The organism is Sulfitobacter marinus (assembly GCF_900116285.1).
GTDB classification, from domain to species: domain Bacteria; phylum Pseudomonadota; class Alphaproteobacteria; order Rhodobacterales; family Rhodobacteraceae; genus Sulfitobacter; species Sulfitobacter marinus.
In genome coordinates, this window is record NZ_FPAJ01000004.1 from 300,977 (window position 1) to 325,410 (window position 24,434).

Sequence of the window (24,434 nt, forward strand, 5' to 3'; positions counted from 1 at the left end):
GTAGGGGGGCTTATAAGGCGCGTCATGAGCCGGATATCCGTGATCATTATTCGAATTATTTTCCCGGCGCTCTGATTTGACGAGACGCCGGGCCTTAGGTGTTAAGAGATACTCGCGCCGCAGCTGACCATCCCTTTTATATTTGTTTGCCAAAGGACGCCCCACATGTGCGCCGACACCCCCGAAACAGTTGATTATAAATCCACGCTGAACCTGCCCAAGACCGATTTTCCGATGCGTGCGGGCCTGCCCAAGCGCGAGCCCGAGTGGCTGGCACAGTGGGAGAAAATTGGCGTTTATGACCGGTTGCGTGAAAAGCAGGACCGCACGCCCTTTACGCTGCATGATGGCCCGCCCTATGCGAACGGGCATCTGCACATCGGTCACGCGCTGAACAAGACGATCAAGGACATGATCGTGCGCAGCCATCAGATGATGGGGTTTGACGCGCGCTATATCCCCGGTTGGGATTGCCACGGTTTGCCAATTGAATGGAAGATCGAGGAAGAGTACCGCAAGAAAGGCCGCAACAAGGACGACGTTCCGATCAACGAATTTCGCGCAGAATGCCGCCAGTTCGCGGCGGGCTGGGTTGATATCCAGCGCGAGGAATTCAAACGTCTGGGTGTCACAGGTAACTGGGCCGATCCCTACCTGACGATGGATTTCCATGCCGAGCGTGTGATCGCCGAAGAGTTCATGAAGTTCCTGATGAACGGGACGCTGTATCAGGGTTCAAAACCGGTGATGTGGTCGCCTGTTGAACAAACAGCCTTGGCCGAAGCTGAGGTCGAGTATCACGACAAGGAGAGCTTTACCATTTGGGTGAAGTTCAAGGTTGTGGGTACTGGCGACGCGACGTTGGACAGTGCTCAGGTAGTCATCTGGACCACGACGCCTTGGACCATACCCAGCAACAAAGCTGTCGTTTATGGCGAGGGCATTTCCTATGGTCTGTACGAAGTTACGGGCCGCCCCGAGGAATCTTGGGTTAGCATCGGGGATCGCTATATTCTGTCTGACGCCATGGCGATGGAGGTCTTTGGCCGCGCGCGTCTGGATGAAACCATGGTGCGCCGTCTGTGTGACGTGACGCAGGATGATTTGGCAAAAATCAAGTTGCAACACCCTCTCGCCGGTGCCGACGGTGCAAACGGCGAATGGGATGATCTGCGTGATTTCCGCGCCGCTGATTTCGTAACGGACACCGAAGGCACAGGTTTTGTGCATTGTGCACCGAGCCACGGGATGGAGGAGTATGAGCTCTACCGTGGTCTGGGCATGCTGCAGGATGTCATCACATACAACGTCAATGATGATGGTATGTTCCGCGCCGATCTGCCGTTCTTTGGCGGCAAGTTCATCCTGAACCGCAAGGGCAAGGAGGGCGACGCCAACACTGCTGTGATCAACAAGCTGGTCGAGGTCGGTGGGCTGCTCGCACGTGGCAAGATCAAGCACAGCTACCCGCATTCATGGCGCTCCAAAGCACCTATCATCTACCGCAACACGCCGCAGTGGTTTGCAGCCATCGACAAGCCTGTTGGCGATGGGTTGGACACCTTTGGCAAGACCATACGCGAGCGGGCCCTGACCGAGATCGATAATGTGAACTGGGTGCCGAAGAAGGGTCGTAACCGCCTGCATTCGATGATGGAGGCACGGCCCGACTGGGTGTTGTCACGTCAACGTGCGTGGGGCGTGCCGCTGACCTGCTTTACCAAGAAGGGCGCGTTGCCGACTGACGCTGATTTCCTGCTGCGCAATCCAGAGGTGAACAAGCGGATCGTTGATGCGTTCGAGGCCGACGGTGCCGACGTGTGGTATGAGGATGGCGCGAAAGAGCGGTTCTTGGGCGGGATCGTGAACCCCGATGACTATAATCAAGTGTTCGATATCTTGGATGTGTGGTTTGATTCCGGCTCCACCCATGCGTTTGTGCTGCGTGACCGTCCTGATGGCACCAAAGACGGCATCGCTGATGTGTATATGGAAGGCACCGACCAACACCGCGGTTGGTTCCATTCGTCGCTGTTGCAATCGGTTGGCACCACGGGCCACGCGCCTTATCGCAATGTGGTAACCCATGGCTTTACGCTGGATGCCAAGGGCATGAAGATGTCCAAATCCATCGGCAACACCATCGTGCCCGAAAAGATCGTGCAGCAATATGGCGCGGATATCCTGCGGCTTTGGGTGGCGCAGACTGATTATACTGCGGATCAGCGGATTGGGGATGAAATCCTGAAAGGCGTGGCAGACAGCTATCGCCGTTTGCGCAACACGATGCGGTATATGCTGGGGTCGCTCAAAGATTTCGATAAGTCCAAAGCCGTTGCGGCCGAAGATATGCCCGAGCTGGAGCGTCTAATCCTGCACAAGCTGGCCATTCTGGATGGGGTCGTGCGCGAAGGCTATGCCAAGTTCGATTTCCAGGGCGTGTTCCGCGCGGTGTTCGAATTTGCCACGCTTGATCTGTCGTCCTTCTATTTCGATATCCGCAAGGATGCCTTGTATTGCGATGGTGAAACAACGCGCAAACTGGCCGCGCTGACGGTGCTGGATCACTTGTACAGCCGGCTTACCACGTGGCTTGCGCCGATCCTTGTCTTCACGATGGAGGAAGTCTGGCTGGAACGTCACGGCGGCGAGAACGCTTCGGTGCATTTGCAGGACTTTCCTGAGACGCCTGCCGAATGGCGCGATGATGTGCTGGCGGCCCGCGCGGAAAAGGTGCGTGCCGTACGCCGTGTGGTCACCGGTGCGCTCGAGGAACAACGGACTGCCAAGGTGATTGGGTCGTCGTTGGAGGCGGCACCAACCGTCTATCTTGCGCCAGAATATGCAGAGGTCATCACCAACCCTGAAACCTTTGCCGATTTGTGTATTACCAGCCAGATCACCCTGACGACAGGGGACGCACCCGAAGGGGCGTGGACATCAGATGATGTTGCGGGCGTCGCCGTGGTGTTTGCCAAGGCCGAGGGCGAGAAATGCGCCCGCTGCTGGAAAGTGCTTCCTGATGTGGGCACGCATGCGCACCCCGCCGTGTGCAAACGGTGCGACGATGCGGTGTCTTAAGCCGGGGTTGCACCCCACAGACGTTTAGGTGGCTCTGCGACGGTCCATCAAGACGCAATTCGGTGTGCTGACAGTAACCGAAGAGGCAGGCGCAATCACGCGCCTGTCTTGGGGGGATGCTTTGAGGCAGGACAGCAGCGATCTGCTGGAGGACGCTGTGCGTCAGTTGGCTGGTTTTGACACAGGTGCCCTGACCGAATTTACGCTGCCCCTGCGAGTCGAGGGGAGCGATTTCCTCGTGGCGGTTTGTGACGCGATATTCGCGATCCCCTTTGGCGAAACCCGTACCTATGGCGACATCGCGAAAGAATTGAACGCACCTGCACAGGCCGTGGGGCAGGCCTGCGGTCAGAACCCTATCCCTGTGATCATCCCGTGCCACCGTGTGATGGGTGCTAAGGGTTTGACAGGATATTCAGGGGCAGGGGGCGTTGAGACAAAAATCGCCCTGCTGCGCCACGAAGGGGCGGCGGGGCTGCTGATTTAGAGGCTTGGTTTGCGTGCCGTGCGTGGGTGGGTTGGCACCCACCCTACGGGGTGCGCTCGTACAGGAACTGTTGCGCGACACCGGCAAAGGTCAGGTACAGGCTGGTCAGAATCAGACCCCAATGCGCCCAGCTGTCGGGATGAAAATCGACCCACGCCGCCCAGCCTGCAAAGAAGGTCCAGGCCAGCGCCATGGGCAATGTCACGACGCGCCAGCGTTCGGTCCGCACGGGGTGGACGAATTTCAGCGGGGCGAACATGGTGATGGCAAGGAATGTCACCAAGATCAACGAAACCCACCAAGGTGGGGACAGGGCGAACAGCACCAGCACCAGCATGTTCCAGCATCCCGGAAAGCCCCAGAATGAATTGTCTTTGGTTTTCATGCGGGTGTCGCAGAAATACATGGCGCTGGCGAAGGTGATGATAATGATCATGACCCAGCCGCTCCACCCGTCCATCAGGCCGGATTTGAATAGGGCAAAGGCGGGGATAAACACATAAGTCAGATAGTCGATAATCAGATCAAGCAGCACCCCGTCAAACTCTGGTGCATTCGCCTTTACATGATATCTGCGGGCCAGGGGGCCATCGATTCCATCTACGAAAAACGCGACAACCAACCATAGGAACATCATATCCCATTGCTGGTCGGCGGCCGCCAACATGGCCAACATGGCGAATATCGCGCCGGTCGCAGTGAACAAATGAACAAGAAGGGCGCGTGACTGGATACTCATGCGCAACAGATGCCAAATCTTTCTAACAAGTGCAAAAGGAAAAGCGCACTGAACCACGCCACGTTGGGTTGACCCCGCAGGTGATTCCGCCTAAAGCCTGACAACCAATTTTAGGGTTGCCCTTGTGCAGCCCATCTGGGTGTTGCGTCGGATCGCCGATGACACCTCTGTAGCAAAAGGATGAACCCATGTCGCGCGTTTGCGAATTGACCGGAAAAGGCCCGATGACGGGCAACAACGTAAGCCACGCCAAAAACCGCACACGCCGTCGGTTCTTGCCGAACCTGAACGATGTGACCTTGCAGTCCGAAGCATTGGGCCGCAGCTTTAAGTTCCGCATTTCTGCGGCAGCTTTGCGCACAGTTGACCACCGCGGTGGTCTGGACAAGTTCATGGCCAAAGCAAAGGACACCGAGCTGTCCGACAACGCTTTGAAAGTGAAAAAGGCGATCGCAAAGTCCAGCGCGACTGCTGAAGCACTTTCCTAAGGCGTCCTAAAGTTTTTCGATGCAACCCTGGCTTAACCGCCGGGGTTGCGTCGTTTTTACATGTCGAACCTTTGCCGCATTTGCGCTAAGGAGCATGATATGTTGAACCGTTCCTTCATTGCTGTCCTGCTTGCCTTGGTGCTGGGAATAACCAGCCAAAGCATGGCGGTCGCACGCGGTGCCTCTGCTGCGACGGGGCAGATGGTGTTGTGCACGGGCACCGGACCGGTCGCGATCTATCTGGATGCCGAGGGTCAGCCGACATCGGCCCCGCATATTTGTCCTGACGCGGCGCTGAATGTCTTGGTCGATGGTGCCGTAACGCTTCTTGACCCGCCCGCGCAGTTGATTGTTTTCCGGGTATTCGTATCGCAGCCCGGTGCGCGGCAATTTGTTCGCCCGCAGCACTGGCCTGATACGCGGGCACCCCCTGTACTTGTCTAATTTAAAACTATCTTAGACATCTCAAAACACAGGAATACCCAATGAAACTTGCTTCTTTTACCCGCGCGGTCTGCGCGATTGTTCTGCTGTCCGCTGGCCCTTTGGCGGCTCAAGGCATTATGGTCAATGACGCCTATGCGCGCAGCTCGACCGCTGCCTCGACCTCTGGCGCGGCATTTATGGTGCTGATGAACCATTCGGGCAGCGATGACCGGCTGATCGGCGCATCGTCGGATGTGGCTGCAAAAGTCGAACTGCACCAGCACGCAGAAGATTCCAATGGCGTGATGCGTATGGGCGAGATCGAAGGTGGCGTGCCGATTGCAAATCACGAGACCCACATCTTCAAGCGCGGCGGCGACCACCTGATGTTCATGGGGCTAAAGCGCCCTTTGCAACAAGGCGAAATGATTAAAGTGACCCTTGAGTTCGAAAAGGCAGGTCCGGTAGATGTCGAAATCATGGTCGATCAGGATCGCAAGCCAGAGCATGGCGCGATGGACCATAGCAAAATGAACCACGGCAAGATGGATCATTCCGGAGATCATTCCGGCCACGGAAAAGCATCTGACTAAGTACGATCAGGCGGCTAGAGGGCGAATTTAACTCAGCTCTGGCCGCTGCTGCCGCTGACAGCCACCCAGCAGTTCTTCCACCCAGTCTGTGACGATACGGGTGGCAGGGCCGGTACGGTGTTCGGCAAACTGATTTCCTACCGCAGAGCGTTCGAGATTCATTTCAATCGTATGCGCCCCGTTGCGGCGGGCGTCGGCGACGAACCCCGCGGCAGGATACACATTTCCCGAGGTGCCAATAGCCGCAAAAATATCCGCCTCGGCAAGATGGTCAAAAATCAACTCCATATCATAGGGCATTTCGCCGAACCAAACGATGTCAGGCCGCGCGGCGGGGGCACGGCATTTCGGGCAAGGATCACCGGGGGCCATCACCATGGGGGCAGGCCAGCGATGATCGCAGGCAGCACAAAGCGCGGAGTTCAGCGCGCCATGCATATGCATCACCTCTGATGCGCCACCTTGTTCATGCAGATCATCCACGTTCTGGGTCACGATCACGACTTGGCCGTCATAGTCCTTTTGCAGCTTGGCCAATGCTTTGTGCGCAGCGTTCGGCATAACCTCTGACGCCTGTTTGCGACGGGCATTATAGAAATCGACGACCAGATTGGGATCGCGCGCAAAACCTTCGGGGGTGGCGACGTCTTCGACCCGGTGCTGCGCCCACAGTCCGTCTTCTGCGCGGAATGTCTCGATGCCGCTTTCGGCGGAAATACCGGCACCGGTGAGAATGATAATCTTGCTCATCTGTACTGCCTTTCGATGTCTTTTATCATTTTATCCGTCCAGTGTATGAAAGCTGCTAGCAAGCCAGGGCATCTGCATCAGCGTCGGGGCAATCATATGCGTCTGCAACAATTGCCGCATGGTGCCCGCGATGTTTTGAGGTACAGACCCCGCCCAATCCGCACCCGCAAACAGTGATATTTGCCGCGATGCGCCCGGCGCTGGCAGCGTGTATGCCTGCAATGCGTCATGAAAGCGTTCTGCCCGACAATAACCAAAGGGGGTTGTAATCGCCCAGCCGATCCCCCGTGCGACCATTGCCATCAGTGCCAGATGGCTGCCGATCTCGAACTGTGAGGCCAAGGTAATAGAGCTGCGTGCCAGATGATTGCTGATCTGCTCTGCAATCATTTGATCGGCGTCGTACCGAATAAAGGGCAAGGAGGATTGTCCCGACAAAAGATCCGCAGGCGGCGCGGCGTTGTCACGCGGCGCGACAATAATAAAGGGGTCGCGCGCGAGGGGGATTTCAATCAGCCCGCTCTTGGCATCCCCGCTGGTGGCGGCGATGGCCATGTGCAAGGTTTTGTCTTGAACGGCTTGGATCAAATCCTTGCTGCCATCGGTGATCATTCGAAACCGGCAATCCGCCATGCTGTCTGCCAATATGGTGGCAAGGCGTGGCGTCAGATCATTCTCGAAATCATCAATGACGCCAAGGCTTAGATCCGACAGATTGGCCAAGTCCATGACCGTCAGTTCAGTTTGCGCCAACCGCAACTGCACCAATGCAGCACTTGCATGTTTTAGAAAGTTTTCGCCCTGCGGGGTCAGGCGCATCGGGCGGCGGCTGTGATCCATCAAGGGCGCGCCAATGGCCGCCTCTAGGTTGGTCATTTGTTGGCTGACGGCAGGTTGGCTAAGGCCGGTCGCCGCCGCGGCTTGGGCGACGGATCCCGTGCTAGCCAATGCCTCGAACACTTCGATGCCGCGCAGTGTTACACCTTTTTTGAACATCGTAGTCGCCTTTTGACAGTTTTCAGTTTTCAAAACCGCTTTTGGATGGGTCGTTGCTGGCTGGCCTTGTCGTGCCTATAGATTCAGGAAATCAAAATAGAGCGTTTCGGGTCATTTGACCATTGAAGCGGCTACAGAACAAGCGCAGGATTACCGTGAACTCTGACAGAGACCGAAGCGATGAAAATAGCCACAGCCGCCTATCCCCAAGATATCCTGACCAGTTGGGCCCATTTCGAAGACAAGCTGGCCAATTGGGTCGCAACCGCCGCTGGAAACGGGGCCGATCTGTTGGTTTTCCCTGAATATGGCGCGATGGAACTGGCTACGCTGGCAGGGCTGGACGTTGCGGGTGATCTTGAGGCATCGCTATTTGCCGTGTCTGACCGGCTGCCTGACGCGGATGCCCTGCACCAGCGGTTGGCGGCTGAATACGGGGTGCATATTGTTGCTGCATCGGCACCCGCCGCGACGGCCACACGGCCCGTGAACCGCGCGCGGTTGATTACGCCGGATGGCAAGATCGGCGTGCAAGACAAACAAATCATGACCCGTTTCGAGCGCGAGGTTTGGGGCGTGGTCGGCGGCAACCCCTTGCAGGTTTTCGAGACGGCGATCGGCAAGATTGGCATCTTGATCTGCTACGACAGCGAATTTCCACTTTTGGGTCGCGCGCTGGCCGATTGCGATATTATCGCCGTTCCTAGCGTCACCGAAGCCTTGGCCGGCTATTGGCGCGTGCGCATCGGGTCCATGGCCCGCGCGCTTGAGAATCAGTGCATCACGGCCATGTCTTCTTGTGTCGGGCCTGCCGATTGGTCCGAGGCATTGGGCGATTCCTATGGGGCGGGGGGCATCTTTTGCCCGCCTGACGTTGGGTTTCCGTCAACGGGCGTGCTGGCTGCGGCGCAGATTAACGTGCCCGGTTGGACCTATGCCGAGGTGGATATCGCACAGATTGCCAATGTGCGCGCCGATGGTGTTGTGTTGAACCGCAGGCACTGGGCAGATCAAGCTGGCCGCGATAGCGTGGCGATAAACACGTCTTTGCTGTGAATAGGTCTTGAAAAAAGGGAAAATTGCGCCCATTTAAGCCTGCGCTCTGCATTTGCAGGGCAAAGTGTTCAAGGAGAGACCATGGCTAAGGAAGACACGCTCGAATTCCCCGGTATCGTCAAGGAACTCCTGCCGAATGCGACATTCCGGGTCGAGCTTGAAAACGGCCATGAGATTATCGCACATACGGCAGGAAAAATGCGCAAAAACCGCATTCGTGTTCTGGCAGGCGACAAAGTACAGGTGGAAATGACCCCCTATGATCTGAGCAAAGGCCGGATCAATTATCGCTTTAAATAACGTGCTTTACCGAGAACCTTCGGGTTCGCGGTTGGCGCTTTGGGTTTGCATATGACCTTTATCCTCGGATCAGGCAGTCCGCGCCGCAAGGAATTGCTGGCGCAAATTGGCGTTGTGGCCGATGATATTCGCGCGCCCGATATTGACGAAACCCCGCAAAAAGCCGAATTGCCGCGCCTCTATTGTGCGCGCATGGCCCGTGAAAAGGTGGCGGCAGTGCAAGCGGAGGCGGATGATATTGTGCTGTGCGCCGATACCACCGTTGCTGTTGGCCGCCGCATTCTCGGCAAACCCGAAAATGCAGATGAGGCCGCCAGTTTCCTGCGGCTGATGTCGGGGCGTCGTCACAAGGTGATCACAGCCGTTGCGGTGAAACGCGGCGACAAGCTGTGGGAACGCGACGTGGTTAGCACCGTGCGCATGAAACGGTTGTCTGATGCGGAATTGGCCGCCTATCTTGCCACCGGCGATTGGCAGGGCAAGGCCGGCGGCTATGGCATCCAAGGCCCCGCAGGCGCGTTGATCCCGTGGATCAGCGGATCATTTACCGGCATCGTGGGTCTGCCCCTTGCCGAAACCGCAAACCTGCTGCGTGCAGCGGGATACATCTTTGACGGAGAGACATCATGAAAGGTCGCACGATCATTCTGGACCATCTGGGCGACGTCGAGGCCGCCGCGTTGATGGTGGATGGCAAGCTGGACGATCTGCTGGTCGACAGCGATGGCCCGCGCCCCGGTACGATTTACCGTGCGATTGCTGACCGTCCCGTCAAAGGGCAGGGCGGTATGTTCCTGAAAACGCCTGACGGGTCTGCGTTTTTGCGCCAGATCAAGGGACTTGCGCCCGGCCAGCCGATCTTGGTTCAGGTGTCTGGATATGCCGAACCCGGCAAAGCGATCCCCGTCACCCAAAAACTGCTGTTCAAAAGCCGCTATGCAATCGTGACGCCCGGCGCACCCGGCACCAACATTTCGCGGTCCATCCGTGACGAAGAAGAACGTGACCGCCTGCTTGAGGTCGCACACGAGGCCGCCCAAGGTGCGACCCATGGTCTGATCTTGCGGTCGTCCTGTGCGGGTGCGGATGGCGATGACATTGCCGATGACATTGATGCGATGCTGACCCTTGCCGACAAGGTGCTGGGCGATGAAGCGGCAGAGATGGAATTGCTTGCCGAAGGCGATGGCCCGCATATTCTGGCGTGGCGCGATTGGGTGGCCCCCGCCGATGTAGTGACCGAGCCCGGCAGCTTTGATGCGCACGGTGTGCTGGACGATGTCGAAGCCCTACGGCAGCCTCGGGTTCAGCTTGAGGGCGGTGCGTCGATGTTCGTTGAGCCGACCCGCGCTTTGGTTGCCGTTGATGTGAACACCGGTGCGGATGTGTCGCTGGCTGCGGGGATCAAGGCGAACATGTCTTGTGCCCGTGCCCTGCCGCGTGCCCTGCGCATTCGTGGGCTGGGCGGACAAATCACCCTTGATCTGGCCCCCATGCCCAAGAAAGACCGCCGTCCGTTCGAGACCGCCTTGCGTCAGGCATTCCGTACGGATGATGTCGAAACCACCTTGATCGGGTGGACGCCATTGGGCCACTATGAGTTGCAGCGCAAACGCGCACGCCTGCCCATAGCCGAGGTTCTAAAGTGAGCTGCCCGATCTGTTCAAATGATACGTCTCCGGCCTATCGCCCCTTTTGTTCGCGCCGCTGCGCCGACATTGATTTGGCGAAGTGGATGAACGGCAGTTACGCCGTGCCCAGCCGTGACCCAGAAGACATTGAGGCCGCGATTGACGCCACCGAGGCTGCGTTGAACGCACCCGCCAAGCCCCACTGACGACTACGCAGATAAGCAAGTCTCGCGGACGGTTTGCGCGATCTGCTTTAGCTGCCCCGCAAGCGGGTTTGTTTTGCGCCACACCATCCCAATTGTCCGCGACGGGCGCGGCGCCGGCAAACGTGCGATGGATACTTCGGCTGATCGGGTTTCAATCGGGACAGCCATATCGGGAATAAGCGTCACCCCGATCCCTGCGCTGACCATCTGGACCAGCGTTGACAGTGAACTCCCCTCCATCAAGTCACGCGGAACGGCGGATGGCATGCTGCAATAGGACAGCGCTTGATCGCGAAAACAATGCCCCTCTTCCAGCAAAAGCAGGCGCATTTCGCGCAGCAATTGGGAATTCGGCACGGGTTTGTCTTGGTCTTCGTTCGGGCGTACCAATACGAATTCTTCGTCCAGCAGCACTTCTTCATGCAAGGTCGGCTCTGAAATCGGCAGGGCGACGATTGCTGTGTCCAGCTGTCCACCCAACAACCCTTCGATCAGCTTTTGCGTGACCGCTTCGCGCGGGCGCAGATCAAGGCCCGCGTAATCTTGGGACAGGCATTTGATAAAACGGGGCAGGAAATAAGGCGCGACCGTCGGGATAATACCAAAACGCAATCGCCCGATCAGCGGGCTGTGCGAGGCGCGCGCTAGATCGCCCAATTCGTCCATCGACTGCAGTATTTCCCGCGCCCGCGCGACAAAGGTTTCGCCAAACCCGGTAAGGCGCAGCTGCTTTGCCGAGCGTTCCACCAGCGGCGTGCCAACCATGTCTTCCAACGCTTTGATCTGTATGGATAAGGCGGGCTGCGAAATGCCACAGTCATCAGCCGCCCGGCCAAAGTGATGATGCCGTGCCAATGCTTCGAAATAGCGCAAGTGTTTGATCGTAATGTCCATAATCTTTAGTTATCACGGTGATTAGAAAATGCAATTTTTCTTAATGTGCTGGATGGTGTAGGACTGCGGCCAAGCAGTGACGATGGTTGCATCATGCTGACATCCTGTTGGAGCGATGTTTTGATGCCCGCAACCACGGCACCACGCGGAAAAACAAATACCTAAAACACCAATCGGAGATGGACATGGACGGAAATGATAACGGTTCAATGGGCAAATGCCCGGTAATGCACGGCGGCAATACGGCCAGCAAATCCTCTGTGATGTCTTGGTGGCCTAATTCGCTGAACCTCGACATTTTGCACCAGAAAGACAGCAAGACGAATCCGATGGATTCGGACTTTGATTATCGCAAAGAGGTTCAAAATCTTGACGTTGAGGCGCTTAAGCAAGACCTGCACGCGTTGATGACGGATAGCCAGGAATGGTGGCCTGCAGACTGGGGCCACTATGGCGGCTTCATGATTCGTATGGCGTGGCACTCCGCCGGGACATACCGCTTGGCCGATGGCCGTGGTGGCGGCGGCACAGGCAGCCTGCGCTTTGCGCCTTTGAACTCGTGGCCGGACAACGTCAGCCTTGATAAAGCACGCCGCTTGTTGTGGCCCATCAAAAAGAAATACGGCAACAAGCTTAGCTGGGCCGACTTGATGATCCTTGCGGGCAACATCGCATATGAATCGATGGGCCTGAAAACGTTTGGTTTCGCCTTTGGCCGCGAAGACATCTGGCACCCGGAAATCGACACCTATTGGGGTGCCGAAAAAGAATGGCTGGCGGACAGTGATGGCCGCTATGAAGATATGGAAAACCCCGCATCGATGGAAAACCCCTTGGCCGCTGTGCAAATGGGCCTGATCTATGTGAATCCAGAAGGGGTGAACGGCCAGTCCGACCCGATCAGATCGGGTTTGCACGTCCGTGAAACATTCAAGCGGATGGCGATGAACGACGAAGAAACCGCAGCGCTGACCGCTGGCGGTCACACCGTTGGTAAATGTCACGGTAATGGCGATGCTGGCACTCTGGCGGCCGAACCAGAAGCAGGCGAAATCGAAACGCAGGGCTTTGGCTGGGGCAACCCAAAGGGCACCGGCACGGCCAGCATGGCGATCAGCAGCGGTATTGAAGGGGCGTGGACAACTGACCCAACTAAATTCGATATGGGCTATTTCAAACTGCTGTTCGGCTATGAATGGGAGCTGAAGAAAAGCCCCGCCGGCGCGTCGCAGTGGGAACCGATCGGCATCAAGGAAGAAGACAAACCTCTTGATGCGAGCGACCCGACGATCCGTCGTAACCCGATCATGACGGACGCCGATATGGCGATGAAGATGGACCCGATCTATCGCGAGATTTGTGAACGGTTCATGGCCGATCCCGAGTATTTCAAGGACACGTTCGCACGTGCTTGGTTCAAATTGACCCACCGCGACATGGGCCCCAAAGAACGCTATCTTGGACCCGACGCGCCCCAAGAAACGCTGATCTGGCAGGACCCGGTTCCCGCAGGCAACACCGGCTATGATGTCGAAGCCGTCAAGGCGCGCATCGCAGACAGCGGCTTGTCACTGGAAGAAAAGGTATCAACTGCTTGGGACAGCGCACGCACGTATCGCGGTTCTGACATGCGCGGCGGTGCCAATGGCGCACGCATTCGTCTGGCCCCCCAGAAAGACTGGGAAGGCAACGAACCTGCGCGTCTTGCCAAGGTTCTTGGTGTGCTGGAAGGCATTGCAAACGACACCGGTGCAAGCATCGCTGACGTGATCGTTCTGGCAGGTAGCCAAGGGGTCGAAGACGCGGCGAAAGCTGCCGGTTTCGACATTTCGGTTCCGTTCATCCCGGGTCGCGGCGACGCCACAGACGAGATGACCGATGCCGCATCCTTTGAACCGCTTGAGCCTTTGGCAGACGGCTACCGCAACTGGATGAAGAAGGACTATGTGACCAGCCCCGAAGAAATGATGCTGGATCGCACACAGCTTATGGGCCTCACCGCCCCTGAGATGACAGTCTTGATCGGTGGTATGCGCGCCATGGGGACAAACTATGGCGGCACCAAGCATGGTGTGTTCACAGACCGTGTTGGCGCGTTGACACCTGATTTCTTCGTCAACCTGACAGACATGCGCTACTCTTGGCATCCTGTCGAGGGCGGTATCTATGAGATTCGGGAACGTGGCACCGAGAATGTGAAATGGACAGCAACCCGTGCGGATTTGGTGTTCGGCTCGAACTCGATCCTGCGGTCCTATGCCGAAGTCTATGCCCAAGACGGCAATGCCGAGAAATTCGTCAAGGATTTCGTAGCGGCTTGGGTCAAAGTCATGAACGCTGACCGCTTCGACGTCGCGGCATAATTCTGCCCCCACCCCCGCGCTGCTTACCCTTAGCGGCGCGGGGCATTTTTTTGGATAATACCCAATCGGACATCATGCATTGATGTCGTCAGCAAATGATCCGCTAAATCAAGCGGGGGCTTTAGCTGGCACTTATTCAGCATGTATTTTGGAACGCAATGACACATAGCTGATCAACAATCAGCACGGGCGGGTCGCTGACGTTCTTACAACAATGTTCAGAAGAGTAGTGGCTGGGATGGTAGGATTCGAACCTACGATCTACTGTACCAAAAACAGGTGCCCTACCGCTAGGCCACATCCCATCACTGGCCGTTATTTAGTCCGGGATTGAGGATGGTGCAAGACCTGAATGGAGAAAAATGCACTGTTTTTCCCCGAAACTTATTCGTTTGCGGCTTCTTCGGTAAGCAAGTCATCCTCGGTACCGGCGCGCTCTTGGTCGACAATCTGCTCTAGTGCTTTCTCGGCGTTTGCTTCGACGTCTTGTGGGGCCGTAGGAGCCGGTGTTGTCGATACACGCTGCGTTTTAGGTTCGGGCTCGTCCGCGGTGGCTTGCACAGGGTTGACCACGCGGTAGGTGGGCTCTGGCATGGCGTAACCGGCGTGCTCAAAGGCGGTAATCATCTGGCGAATAGCCTCGCCGCGGGCAAGGTTAATGCTGGTATCTGTCTGATCCACCCAAGCGGTGAATTGCAGTGAAATGGTGCTGTCGCCTACGGTTTCGATCCAAACGCTGGGTTCTGGTGTCTTTAGAACAAAGGGCAGCACCAGTAGTGTTTCTAGCCCCAGTTGGCGGGCTGCCGCGAAATCCGTGTCGGGGGCCATGCCCAGCTCGAATGCGAAACGGCGCTCTGCGTTGCGGGTGAAATTCACAATGCGGGCCTTGAAAACGGTCGAATTGGGGATGCGGATGTGATTGCCGTCAAAACTCAGCAGAATCGTGGCGCGGCTGGTCAGGCGAATCACTTTGCCGGTGTCGCCTTCGATCTCGACGGTATCGTTGGGGCGAAAGGGTTGGCGCACCGATAGCATGATGGAGGCGATGAAATTCTCGACCGTATCCCGCACCGCAAATCCGATCGCGAGGCCTGCGATCCCCGCCGCGCCCAAGATGCCAGATAGCAGCGCCGTCGCGCCAACAATATCAAGCGCCAAAACCAAGGCGGCAATGATAAACACCAGCCTGATAACTTGGCGATATATGTCCGCGATGAACGCATTCGGGGCCAGCCTGTCCCAAGGCTGCTGCCATCTGGCGATGAAAAACCCAAGGACGACGACAAGCAAAAAGATCGCCAGCGCGACACCGGCAAGCGGCAAAAACGATACGGTTTGGGCCATGCGGGCTCTGAAACGGTCCAGCGCCGGGTTCAGGCGTTGCGTGACATCCGTGGTTTCCGAAGTCTCGTTTTCGATGGCTACAATGCCCTCGATCCGCCCGACCAGATCGGTCAACTGCTTGGCCGCTTGGGCATCAACGGTGGTTCCCGTCAGGGTCACGATCCCAGCAGAGACAGCGACATCGACGCCGTCATAGCCATCCAGTTCGGCAATGATTTCGCGGATACGCTTTGCTATGGCGCGGTCACCGGCGGCGCTTTCTTCTACGGTGATTGCGCCGGTGGGGTGAACCGTGTTGTTTTGTGCTGCCACGCTTAGGGGCAACGACAGGCAAAGAAACAACGCAAGATATTTCATAGGAGGTCTCCTGAGGCGCAAGCCGTGCTATCTGCCGGATACTGTGACGTATTGCGCGATTTCTTTCAAAGAAATCGGCCCGGAATTTTTGAAAAATTCCGTCTCGCGTTGATATTTTACGCCGAACAATCCACCAAAATAGCACCCGTTCTCGCACCGGCTTCTACGGCCTCATGGGCGCGGACTGTTTCTGACAAGGGGAAGATCTGTTCAACCGGACACTCAAGCGCGCCCTCGGCAAGTGCCTGATGCACCCTATCGATCGCGACCCGGCGTTGGGTCTCCGTCAAAAGATAAACCAGAATGATGTCGATGGTGACCGCTTTGAAAAGCAGCGGCAAGAACGGCAGGGCTGGGTTCATTTCTTTGGCCGATCCATAGGCGGCGATGCGACCGTTTGGTTTGATCACCTCGGCATCCAGCTCGATGTTTACGCCGAACTCTACCTCGATCACCGTATCGACCGGCTTGCCGTCATTGGCGGCCAACACCTGTTCCAACAAATCGTCTGCGGCATAATCAAGCACGACATCTGCCCCGGCTTTCTTGGCGCGGCTGGCACTATCTTTGCCGGTGGTGGCGATCACGCGCGCGCCTGCCCATTTGGCCAGTTGAACGGCCAGATAACCTACGGTACCTGCACCGCCTTGGATCAGCATTGTCTGGCCTTTGACGTCCTCGCCGTTAAATACGGCGTGGCAGGCGGTAAGGGCAGGGATGCCAAAGCTTGCTGCGGCTTCAAAGGACACATCATCGGCCAGATCGACCGCTTGAGCGGAGGGCAGTGCAATATGAGTTGCGGCTGTGCCAAAGGGGCGCTGCCACTGACCGTTCCAAATCCAAACGCGTTTTCCAATCCGCGCGGCATCAACGCCTTCGCCCACAGCCTCGATCACGCCCGCGCCGTCACTGTGGGGAATAACCTGATCAAAGGGGGGCTTTGTCATGCCCGGTCTGCCGCGCCGAGATTTGACATCTGACGGATTCACGCCGGACATCGCCAAACGTACCAGGACTTCTCCCCGCGCGGGGGCAGGCGTTGTCATTTCGGTCAGTTTCAGAACATCGCGGGCCTCGCCCAGGGTAGAATAGGTGATCGCGCGCATGGGATATGTCCTTCGTATTTTTAAATGTCATCGGGGGCGGCCCGCATGGTAACTCTAGTCGCGTATCTCGCGGGCGCCAACGCCCCAAAGTCGTGCCTTGGGGGCCCAGCCCTTGTACCCACCTGCGCGCAAGAAGCACCATTCAAGGCTGCATTGCCCCAGTCGTGCGATTGCGCCGACTTCGAATTCTGCGATAACGGGCGCATTCGGATCAGGGCGCGTCAAGAGCTTCAGTTTGTCTTGTTCAATCAGCACGGTACGTGTGCCGGACAGCAACGAATAATGTACCCAGCCGCCCATGCCATCTCGGTCTTCGACGCGGCGCCAATGGCCATGCTCGGCGGTGATGCGCAAAGGCATGTCGCGATGTTTGAATACCCAGTCGATCCGATGTGTCAGGGACGGGCCGCGCCGCACATTGCCTTCGGCGGCCTTCATCGACACGAACCGGGGTAGGGGCAGATTGGTGACCTGGCCAACCTCCTCTGCCGCGTGGGCGGTGCTGAAAGCCAATTGAATCGATACAAGCGCCCCCATCAGGGCGATACGGAACCTGGGTGTCATGATAGCCTGCCTGGTCTTGGGTCGTTGATTTTGTGCTCTTTTACGCCGCGAAGTTCTTGTGCCTGGTCGCCGCTTGGGACACCATGCCATCAAGCAAAGCGCAAAGCCAGATTTGGGAGGCTCAAAATGTCGAAGCAACCGCTAAGTGTTGTAGTCACGCGACGGTTGCCGGAGGTCGTTGAAAAGCGACTATCGGAACTTTTCAAGGTGACATTGCGCGAAGATGACACGCCCATGACCCGTGCCGAGCTGGTCCAAGCGATGAAGTCGGCGGATGTTCTGGTGCCCACGGTCACGGATGAAATTGACGCGGCGCTTTTGGCGCAAGCGGGCGATCAGCTGAAATTGATCGCGAATTATGGTGCAGGTGTTGACCATATTGATGTCACCACGGCCCGCCAGCGCGGCATTCTGGTGTCCAACACCCCCGGTGTTCTGACCGATGATACCGCCGATATGACAATGGCGCTTATTCTGGCCGTGACCCGCCGCATGTCCGAGGGCATGGCGCAAATGCAATCTGGCGACTGGAAAGGCTGGGCCCCCACCGCTTTGCTAGGTGGTCGGATCAGCGGGCGCCGTTTGGGTATCCTTGGTATGGGCCGTATCGGTCAGGCCGTTGCACGCCGTGCGGCCGCCTTTGGCATGCAGGTGCATTACCACAACCGTCGCCGTTTGCGCCCCGAGATCGAAAAAGATCTGGGTGCGACCTATTGGGAAAGTCTTGACCAGATGGTGGCGCGTATGGATGTGCTCAGCATCAACTGTCCGCACACCCCCAGCACCTTTCACCTGATGAACGCCCGCCGTTTGAAACTGATGAAGCCCGAGGCGGTAATCGTGAACACCTCGCGGGGTGAGGTGATTGACGAAAATGCCCTGACGCGGATGTTGCGCGCAGGGGAATTGCAGGGCGCTGGTCTGGACGTTTATGAGCACGGAACCGATATCAATCCGCGCCTGCGCGAGCTGGATAACGTGGTTTTGCTGCCCCATATGGGATCGGCCACGCTGGAAGGCCGGGTCGAGATGGGCGAGAAAGTAATTATTAACATCAAGACGTTCGAAGATGGCCACCGTCCACCGGATCAGGTTGTTCCCTCAATGTTATAATCCATTTTAACAGACGGAGTTTCCCCAATGCGCATGACCCTGACAGCTTTAGCAGTATGTTTGGCCGGAGGGGCGCTTGCCCAACAGGCCGCCGATAGCGTCGCGCCAGAGGCGGCGGGGGCAGGGGCGTTCGAGGCGATATCGTCCGACGTGACTGCCGCTTTTGTCGCCAAGGACGCGGGCAAACCGGTGATGGCGGAAAACTGGATGATTGCCGCCGCGAACCCTTATGCGGTTAAGGCGGGCGCGGATGTGCTGGCTGCGGGCGGCACGGCGGCGGATGCGCTGGTCGCGGTACAAACCGTATTGGGGCTGGTTGAACCGCAAAGCTCTGGCCTTGGCGGTGGGGCGTTTTTGGTCTGGTACGACGCGGCGAGCGGCGAAATCAACACCTTGGATGGCCGCGAGACGGCACCCTTGGCCGCGACACCGCAACTGTTTCAGGATGATACGGGCGCGCCGCTCAAGTTTTTTGACGCTGTTGTTGGCGGGCGCTCTGTCGGAACGCCCGGCACGCCTGCATTGTTAGAGGCGGCGCATGCCCGCTGGGGCACGCAGAACTGGGCCGATCTGCTCGCCCCCGCGATGACGCTGGCAGAAGAGGGCTTTACCGTATCGCCGCGGCTTGCCGGGCTTGTGGCCTATGATGCGGAACGGCTTGCCAAATCTGCCACCACTGCGGCGTATTTCCTGCCGGGCGGTCAGCCGATCACGGCGGGGACGATGTTGAAGAACCCCGAATATGCACGCACGCTGTCGGTCCTCGCTGATCAGGGCGCGCATGGGTTTTACACCGGCGATATCGCGGCTGATATCGTTGCCACCGTCCAAGGGGCCAAGGGCAACCCCGGCATTTTATCAGCTATGGATCTGTCGATCTATCAGGTCAGGGAACGGGCCGCCGTTTGCGCCGTCTACCGCGCACATGACGTTTGCGGCATGGGGCCGCCATCCTCGGGTGCCTTGGCTGTCGGGCAGATATTGGGCCTGCTTGACGGGTACGATCTAAGCGCCGGACCCCAAGACCCCAATGTATTACGCTTGATCGGTGACGCGTCGCGCTTGGCCTTTGCAGACCGTGGCCGCTATGTCGCTGATAGCGATTATGTACCCGTTCCCGTGAAAGGCATGCTGGACCCCAGCTATCTGGCCGAGCGTGCCAAACTCTTGTCCGGCGATGATGCGTTGCCCCAGGTTGCGCCCGGAACACCTGCCTTTGATCACGCCTTGAATTGGGCCGATGACATGGCGATTGAATTGCCCTCGACCTCGCATATCTCGATTGTGGATGGCATGGGCAATGTCGCCAGCATGACCACAACAATTGAAAACGCATTTGGCAGCCGTTTGATGGTGCGTGGCTTTTTGCTGAACAATGAATTGACCGATTTTTCATTCCGGTCCCATGTGGACGGCGTGCCGATTGCCAACAGGGTTGAGCCGGGCAAACGGCCCCGGTCCTCTATGGCACCAACGATTGTGATGAAAGATGGAAAACCCGTGCTGGCCGTCGGCAGCCCGGGCGGTAGCCGCATCATTGGCTATGTGGCGGGGGCCATCATCGCACATGTTGATTGGGGCATGGACGTGCAACAAGCAGCAAGCCTGCCGCACGCCGTGAACCGTTTCGGAACTTATGATCTGGAGGAGGGGACAGACATGGTGGTTTCGGTCGACGCGTTGGAAAACCTCGGCTACAAAACATCGACGCGGGCGCTGACATCCGGCCTGCATATGATCGCCATCGGTGACGGTCTAAGCGGCGGTGCCGATCCGCGCCGCGAAGGCATCGCCCTTGGTCAGTAACCAAGGGACGACTACATGGTACAGCCGACAGATTTGCCGAGAAACGAAACTGGCATTGCCACCGTTTTGGGCATTCTAAAACAGCAATTCGCAGAGCAGTTTCAAACCGGTCAGGCGATCCGCGAACAGCATGGTCACACCACGACCTGGATCAAAAATCAGGCACCGGACGCCGTGATTTTTGCCCGCTCAACGCAGGATGTCGCGGATGCGGTAAAAGTCTGCGCAGCACATAAAGTGCCAGTAATTGCCTTTGGCACAGGCACATCGCTAGAGGGGCACGTAAACGCGCCGGCTGGGGGCATTTCGATTGACCTGTCGCAGATGGACCGCGTGTTAGAGGTTAACGCAGGTGATCTGGATTGCCGCGTGCAACCGGGCGTTACCCGTGAGGCGCTGAACACGCATTTGCGAGATCAGGGGCTGTTTTTTCCAATTGATCCCGGTGCCAACGCATCGCTTGGCGGGATGACGGCGACACGGGCGTCAGGCACCAATGCCGTGCGCTATGGCACGATGAAGGATAACGTGATCTCGGTCGAGGCGGTGATGGCGGACGGCACTGTGATCCGCACGGCCGGGCGGGCGCGTAAATCATCTGCTGGCTATGATTTAACGCGGTTGATGGTGGGCTCCGAAGGGACATTGGGCATTATCACCGAAATTACCCTGAGACTTCAGGGCATCCCCGAGGCCATCAATTCCGCGCGCTGTTCATTTCCGAGCCTTGAAGCGGCTTGCGAAACTGTAATGAGCGTCATCCAGTTCGGGCTGCCGGTGGCCCGGATCGAGCTGCTGGATGCGATGGTGGTCAAGGCGGTGAATGGCTATTCCAAGCTGTCGCTGCCCGAAACGCCGATGTTGCTGCTGGAATTTCACGGATCGGAAGCGGGCGTGGCAGAGCAGGCGGAGACCTTTAGCATGCTGGCGGATGAAAACGGCGGATCCGATTATCAGGCGACCACCACAGTCGAGGAACGTAACAAACTGTGGCAGGCGCGTCATGACGCCTATTGGGCAATGCTGGCGCTGCGCCCCGGGTGTAAGGCTGTTGCGACGGATGTCTGTGTGCCGATCTCGCGCTTGGCCGATGCAGTGGTGGCTGCGAATGCCAAGGCGGATGAACTGGGGCTGATCGCACCGATTGTCGGCCACGCAGGCGACGGTAATTTCCACGCGTCGCTGTTGTTGGACATGGACAATGCGGATGAGGTTGCACGGGCCGAAGAATACGTCAGCTGGTTGAGCAGTTTGGCGATCTCGATGGAGGGGACCTGCACCGGCGAGCATGGCATCGGTCAGGGCAAACGCCCCTATCTGGTGTCTGAACTTGGTGCTGCTGTGGATGTGATGGGCACGCTGAAGCGCGCGTTGGACCCGGACAATATCATGAACCCCGGTAAAATCCTGCCAAACTGATCCAAAGGACGCGCTAACGCGCGACATGATGTTTGCCCCTGCATCCCGCAGGGGTGTTTGATGCCTCCGGCGGGGATTTATTTCCATTTGGAAAGGGTTTGCAGGCTGGTTTTTTGGGCCGCGTCGCATTTGGGCTGTCATGGGTCGGCTGGGCTGTGCGTTTTACGCTGGGACTGTTAATTATCGGCGCAACGTCATTCCGTCGGAGCATTGGATACATGAAAACTCAAGTCAAAGCATTGGTTGTTGGTGGCGGTGCTGTTGGCACGTCGATTGCGTATCATCTGGCCCGCGCGGGATGGGATGATGTCATGCTGCTGGAGCGTGACGAGTTGACCAGCGGATCGACTTGGCATGCGGCGGGGCTGTTGCCTTATTTCAACATGTCCTATGCCACGACGCATATTCATGATTATTCGATCAAGTTTTATAAAACGCTTGAGGAAGAGACCGGGTTGAATGCGGGTTTTGCCGTGGTGGGCAACCTCCGCATGGCGCAGACGGATGAGCGCATGGATGAATATATGCTCTATGCGGCCACTGCAGAGACATGTGGGGTACCTTATGAGTGGCTGACCCCTGATCAGATCAAGGCGAAATGGCCGTTGATCCGCACCGAGGATCTGAAGGGTGCGATCTATCACCAGACGGATGGCTATATTAACCCCGCTGATGTGACCATGGCGATGGCCAAGGGCGCGCGCCAGCGGGGCGTTGTGATTGAACGTAAATGGCAGGCGGATGCGTTTCACTGGAACGGCGAGGCGTGGGAAGTGACCGTGACCAAGATGGTCGAGCGCGGCGGTAATCTTGTGCCGTCAGACGAGCAGATCGTGATTACCGCCGAACATGTGGTGACCGCGTCGGGTAATCACGCGCAGCGCACCGCCAAGATGCTGGGCATCAAGATGCCAGCCATTCCGGTCGAGCATCAGTTTATCGTCATGGATCAGGACCCCGAGTTGGTGGCGTTCCGCAAGGGTGAGGGCAATGTGGAGCACCCGGTTATTCGCGACGCCGATGCGCAATCTTATGTCCGCGAGGAACGCGGTGGCTGGATTTTGGGGGTATACGAAAAACACGCGCCTGCGCGGTTTGAATATGGCGTGCCGGACAGTTTCCGCGCCGATTTGTTCCAGCTGGATCTGGACCGGATCGAAGACCAGTATATGGCGATGAACCATCGTATCCCGTCGGCTGAAAGCTGCGGGTTGAAGGATGATTTCAACGGCCCGATTTGTTACACGCCCGACGGCAACCCGCTGGTTGGGCCCGCACCGGGCTTGCGTAACATGTGGCTGGCCGAAGGGTTTTCATTCGGAATCACAGCGGCGGGTGGTACGGGCTATTATCTGGCGCAACTGATGGTCGAGGGCGAGGCCGAGATCGACATTGCATCGCTTGACCCCAAACGCTATGGCGATTGGATGACCACGGAATATGCCGCGCGCAAGAACGAAGAAGCGTATGAGCATGTCTATATCCTGCACCATCCGGATGAAGAGCGCCCTGCGTGTCGCCCGTTGCGCACATCGCCAGCCTATGACCGTCAGGCTGCGCGGGGGGCGCAGTTTGGCCATGTGAACGGCTGGGAACGTCCGAACTATTTCGCGCCGATGGGGTTTAATGACCACGACAGCCGGTCGTTCCGGCGCGGGGGCTGGTGGCAATATGCGGTCGAGGAGGCCAAGGCAATCCGCCAGGGCGTCGGCCTGATTGATGCAACGGCTTTTACCAAGCATCTGGTCAAAGGGCCTGGGGCGACTGAATTCCTGAACTGGTTTACCTGCAACAAACTGCCGTCGGTTGGCCGGATCAACCTGACCTATGCGCTGACCAGCCATGGCACGACACGCACGGAATATACCATCGTGCGGTTGGCGGAAGACGAATACTACCTCGTTTCGGCGGGGGCGTGGACGGCTTATGATAGCGATTATCTGCGCAAGGCGATTGCGGATAAGGCACCTGAATTCGGCTATATCGAATGCCATGATGTGACCACGCAATGGGGTGTTTTCGCCATCGCCGGGCCGAAGTCGCGCGATGTGTTGAAAGAGGTGATCAAGGACGCCGATCCGGAAACCGTACTGTCCAACAAGCGTTTCCCGTGGTTGACCATGCGCAATATCGAATTGGGTATGGTGCCGGTGCGCGCCATTCGCGTGGCCTATACCGGTGAATTGGGTTGGGAACTGCACCACCCGATTGAAATGCAAAACCATCTGTTTGATCTGCTGGAAAAGGCGGGCGAAAAGCACGGGATGAAGCTGGTCGGCGCGCGGGCGCAAAACTGGCTGCGTCAGGAGAAGTCCTATCGCGCGTTTGGCACTGAACTGGGCCGTGATGCAACGCCACTTGAGGCTGATCTGCCGCGGTTTGTGGACCTGTCCAAGGACTTCTACGGCAAGGATGCGATGCAGGAACACGGCATCCGCGCGCAATGCGTGACCTTGTTGATCGACGGGCCGGACGATGCTGATCCGTGGGGCCGCGAGGTTTTGTACCATGGTGACACGCGTGTGGGGCGTTTGACCTCGGGCGGGTATTCGGTGGCGTTCGGCAAGTCGATTGGCATGGGTTATGTCAAACCGGAACAAGCCGCGGTTGGCACCAAGCTGAAGGTCAAAATGTTTGATCAGCTGTGGGATGCCGAGGTGGTCGAGGACAGCCCCTATGACCCGAAAAACGCCACCATTCGAATGGACGGTTAAC

The 24,434-nt window shown here is 57.6% G+C and carries 22 protein-coding genes and 1 tRNA gene; 15 read left to right on the forward strand and 8 right to left on the reverse strand.

The window, feature by feature from the left end; all coding sequences use genetic code 11:
* Positions 1-165 precede the first annotated feature (165 nt).
* Together ileS and BM347_RS12975 are read left to right on the forward strand one after the other, a co-directional pair.
* On the forward strand, positions 166-3,081 hold the full coding sequence (gene ileS, locus BM347_RS12970; protein ID WP_093916891.1) for an isoleucine--tRNA ligase: 2,916 nt from the start codon (positions 166-168) through the stop codon (positions 3,079-3,081).
* A 28-nt stretch (positions 3,082-3,109) separates the two neighbouring features.
* Complete coding sequence (locus BM347_RS12975; RefSeq protein ID WP_245764268.1) at positions 3,110-3,568, forward strand: methylated-DNA--[protein]-cysteine S-methyltransferase; 459 nt, start codon at positions 3,110-3,112, stop codon at positions 3,566-3,568.
* Between the two features lie 43 nt (positions 3,569-3,611).
* Here the strand turns inward: BM347_RS12975 and BM347_RS12980 are convergent, their stop codons facing one another.
* The gene (locus BM347_RS12980; RefSeq protein WP_093916892.1) at positions 3,612-4,307 is read right to left on the reverse strand and encodes a CDP-alcohol phosphatidyltransferase family protein; all 696 of its coding nucleotides are present in this window, start codon (positions 4,305-4,307) and stop codon (positions 3,612-3,614) included.
* A gap of 188 nt (positions 4,308-4,495) precedes the next feature.
* Here BM347_RS12980 and rpmB point away from each other — a divergent pair, with 188 nt between their 5' ends.
* The 3 genes from rpmB (at position 4,496) to BM347_RS12995 (ending at position 5,814) form a co-directional block, all read left to right on the forward strand.
* Complete coding sequence (rpmB, locus tag BM347_RS12985) at positions 4,496-4,795, forward strand: 50S ribosomal protein L28 (protein WP_093916893.1); 300 nt, start codon at positions 4,496-4,498, stop codon at positions 4,793-4,795.
* A gap of 99 nt (positions 4,796-4,894) precedes the next feature.
* The gene (locus BM347_RS17605; RefSeq protein ID WP_175498568.1) at positions 4,895-5,239 is read left to right on the forward strand and encodes a hypothetical protein; all 345 of its coding nucleotides are present in this window, start codon (positions 4,895-4,897) and stop codon (positions 5,237-5,239) included.
* A gap of 41 nt (positions 5,240-5,280) precedes the next feature.
* Entirely contained in the window at positions 5,281-5,814 is a 534-nt protein-coding gene (locus tag BM347_RS12995) for a copper chaperone PCu(A)C (RefSeq protein ID WP_093916894.1), read from the forward strand.
* Positions 5,815-5,841: 27 nt separating this feature from the next.
* On the opposite strand, the gene BM347_RS13000 is transcribed toward BM347_RS12995, so the two are convergent.
* Both BM347_RS13000 and BM347_RS13005 read right to left on the reverse strand, forming a co-directional pair.
* Complete coding sequence (locus tag BM347_RS13000) at positions 5,842-6,564, reverse strand: NAD-dependent deacylase (RefSeq protein ID WP_093916895.1); 723 nt, start codon at positions 6,562-6,564, stop codon at positions 5,842-5,844.
* Positions 6,565-6,594: 30 nt separating this feature from the next.
* Positions 6,595-7,560, reverse strand: coding sequence for a LysR family transcriptional regulator (locus tag BM347_RS13005; RefSeq protein ID WP_093916896.1), 966 nt, complete (start codon positions 7,558-7,560; stop codon positions 6,595-6,597).
* Positions 7,561-7,740: 180 nt separating this feature from the next.
* Here BM347_RS13005 and BM347_RS13010 point away from each other — a divergent pair, with 180 nt between their 5' ends.
* From BM347_RS13010 to BM347_RS13030, 5 genes are all read left to right on the forward strand, one after another.
* Positions 7,741-8,616, forward strand: coding sequence for a carbon-nitrogen hydrolase family protein (locus BM347_RS13010; RefSeq protein WP_093916897.1), 876 nt, complete (start codon positions 7,741-7,743; stop codon positions 8,614-8,616).
* Positions 8,617-8,697: 81 nt separating this feature from the next.
* Positions 8,698-8,916: a translation initiation factor IF-1 gene (infA, locus tag BM347_RS13015; RefSeq protein WP_005851736.1), complete on the forward strand. Its 219-nt coding sequence runs from the start codon at positions 8,698-8,700 to the stop codon at positions 8,914-8,916.
* A gap of 51 nt (positions 8,917-8,967) precedes the next feature.
* On the forward strand, positions 8,968-9,546 hold the full coding sequence (locus BM347_RS13020; RefSeq protein WP_093916898.1) for a Maf family protein: 579 nt from the start codon (positions 8,968-8,970) through the stop codon (positions 9,544-9,546).
* Complete coding sequence (locus BM347_RS13025; RefSeq protein ID WP_093916899.1) at positions 9,543-10,565, forward strand: ribonuclease E/G; 1,023 nt, start codon at positions 9,543-9,545, stop codon at positions 10,563-10,565. Before BM347_RS13020 ends, BM347_RS13025 begins: the two co-directional genes overlap by 4 nt.
* A complete protein-coding gene (locus BM347_RS13030; protein ID WP_093916900.1) occupies positions 10,562-10,753 on the forward strand; it encodes a DNA gyrase inhibitor YacG in 192 nt (63 codons plus the stop codon). The genes BM347_RS13025 and BM347_RS13030 overlap by 4 nt, the downstream gene beginning before the upstream one ends.
* Positions 10,754-10,756: 3 nt before the next feature.
* Here BM347_RS13030 and BM347_RS13035 read toward each other — a convergent pair whose 3' ends face one another.
* Positions 10,757-11,650 carry a hydrogen peroxide-inducible genes activator gene (locus BM347_RS13035; RefSeq protein ID WP_093916901.1) on the reverse strand — a complete coding sequence of 298 codons (894 nt, stop codon included), beginning with the start codon at positions 11,648-11,650 and terminating at the stop codon, positions 10,757-10,759.
* Positions 11,651-11,832: 182 nt separating this feature from the next.
* Between BM347_RS13035 and katG the strand changes: the two genes are divergently transcribed.
* Entirely contained in the window at positions 11,833-14,010 is a 2,178-nt protein-coding gene (gene katG, locus BM347_RS13040; protein WP_217644023.1) for a catalase/peroxidase HPI, read from the forward strand.
* Between the two features lie 230 nt (positions 14,011-14,240).
* Here the strand turns inward: katG and BM347_RS13045 are convergent.
* The 4 genes from BM347_RS13045 to BM347_RS13060 form a co-directional block, all read right to left on the reverse strand.
* A tRNA-Gln gene (locus BM347_RS13045) sits at positions 14,241-14,315 on the reverse strand.
* Positions 14,316-14,394: 79 nt separating this feature from the next.
* Positions 14,395-15,711 (reverse strand): mechanosensitive ion channel family protein, encoded by a 1,317-nt coding sequence (locus BM347_RS13050; RefSeq protein WP_093916902.1) that lies wholly within the window; start codon positions 15,709-15,711, stop codon positions 14,395-14,397.
* Between the two features lie 116 nt (positions 15,712-15,827).
* Positions 15,828-16,817, reverse strand: coding sequence for an NADPH:quinone reductase (locus BM347_RS13055; RefSeq protein WP_093916903.1), 990 nt, complete (start codon positions 16,815-16,817; stop codon positions 15,828-15,830).
* Between the two features lie 54 nt (positions 16,818-16,871).
* A complete protein-coding gene (locus BM347_RS13060; RefSeq protein ID WP_175498569.1) occupies positions 16,872-17,381 on the reverse strand; it encodes an SH3 domain-containing protein in 510 nt (169 codons plus the stop codon).
* 126 nt (positions 17,382-17,507) lie between these two features.
* Between BM347_RS13060 and BM347_RS13065 the strand changes: the two genes are divergently transcribed.
* The 4 genes from BM347_RS13065 to BM347_RS13080 all read left to right on the forward strand — a co-directional run bounded on the left by BM347_RS13065 (position 17,508) and on the right by BM347_RS13080 (position 24,433).
* Positions 17,508-18,494 carry a 2-hydroxyacid dehydrogenase gene (locus BM347_RS13065; RefSeq protein ID WP_093916904.1) on the forward strand — a complete coding sequence of 329 codons (987 nt, stop codon included), beginning with the start codon at positions 17,508-17,510 and terminating at the stop codon, positions 18,492-18,494.
* A gap of 27 nt (positions 18,495-18,521) precedes the next feature.
* Positions 18,522-20,300 (forward strand): gamma-glutamyltransferase, encoded by a 1,779-nt coding sequence (gene ggt, locus BM347_RS13070; RefSeq protein WP_093916905.1) that lies wholly within the window; start codon positions 18,522-18,524, stop codon positions 20,298-20,300.
* A 15-nt stretch (positions 20,301-20,315) separates the two neighbouring features.
* Complete coding sequence (locus BM347_RS13075) at positions 20,316-21,719, forward strand: FAD-binding oxidoreductase (RefSeq protein WP_093916906.1); 1,404 nt, start codon at positions 20,316-20,318, stop codon at positions 21,717-21,719.
* 218 nt (positions 21,720-21,937) lie between these two features.
* Entirely contained in the window at positions 21,938-24,433 is a 2,496-nt protein-coding gene (locus BM347_RS13080; RefSeq protein ID WP_093917081.1) for a GcvT family protein, read from the forward strand.
* Position 24,434 lies beyond the last annotated feature (1 nt).